Raw genomic sequence first — 826 nt, 5'->3', positions numbered from 1 at the left:
CTTCCGGATGACGTCCGGGAGACACTGCAGTCCCGGATGGACGCAACCCGCCAGATGTTTGCGCAGAAGGTGTCGGCATATACCGGCCTGTCCGTGCAGGTTGTGCTGGATACCGAGGCTGCAGTGTACAGCGGTCAGGAGGCCATTGATGCCGGACTGGCTGATGAACTTGTTAACAGCACCGATGCGATCACCGTCATGCGTGATGCACTGGATGCACGTAAATCCCGTCTCTCAGGAGGGCGAATGACCAAAGAGACTCAATCAACAACTGTTTCAGCCACTGCTTCGCAGGCTGACGTTACTGACGTGGTGCCAGCGACGGAGGGCGAGAACGCCAGCGCGGCGCAGCCGGACGTGAACGCGCAGATCACCGCAGCGGTTGCGGCAGAAAACAGCCGCATTATGGGGATCCTCAACTGTGAGGAGGCTCACGGACGCGAAGAACAGGCACGCGTGCTGGCAGAAACCCCCGGTATGACCGTGAAAACGGCCCGCCGCATTCTGGCCGCAGCACCACAGAGTGCACAGGCGCGCAGTGACACTGCGCTGGATCGTCTGATGCAGGGGGCACCGGCACCGCTGGCTGCAGGTAACCCGGCATCTGATGCCGTTAACGATTTGCTGAACACACCAGTGTAAGGGATGTTTATGACGAGCAAAGAAACCTTTACCCATTACCAGCCGCAGGGCAACAGTGACCCGGCTCATACCGCAACCGCGCCCGGCGGATTGAGTGCGAAAGCGCCTGCAATGACCCCGCTGATGCTGGACACCTCCAGCCGTAAGCTGGTTGCGTGGGATGGCACCACCGACGGTGCTGCCG

At 60.5% G+C, this 826-nt stretch carries 2 protein-coding genes; both read left to right on the top strand.

Translation table 11 applies throughout. The features are described 5' to 3' along the window. Positions 1-642: S49 family peptidase (locus tag HP556_RS00200; protein WP_175365476.1), on the top strand; the 642-nt coding region annotated here is incomplete at its 5' end. 3 nt (positions 643-645) lie between these two features. Then, positions 646-826, top strand: a 181-nt coding sequence (locus HP556_RS00195; RefSeq protein WP_478134417.1) for a head decoration protein, incomplete at its 3' end; no start/stop codon positions are given.

It is taken from the genome of Tardiphaga robiniae (assembly GCF_013359755.1).
Taxonomy (GTDB): domain Bacteria; phylum Pseudomonadota; class Alphaproteobacteria; order Rhizobiales; family Xanthobacteraceae; genus Tardiphaga; species Tardiphaga robiniae.
This window is presented reverse-complemented; position numbering and strand designations above follow the sequence as displayed.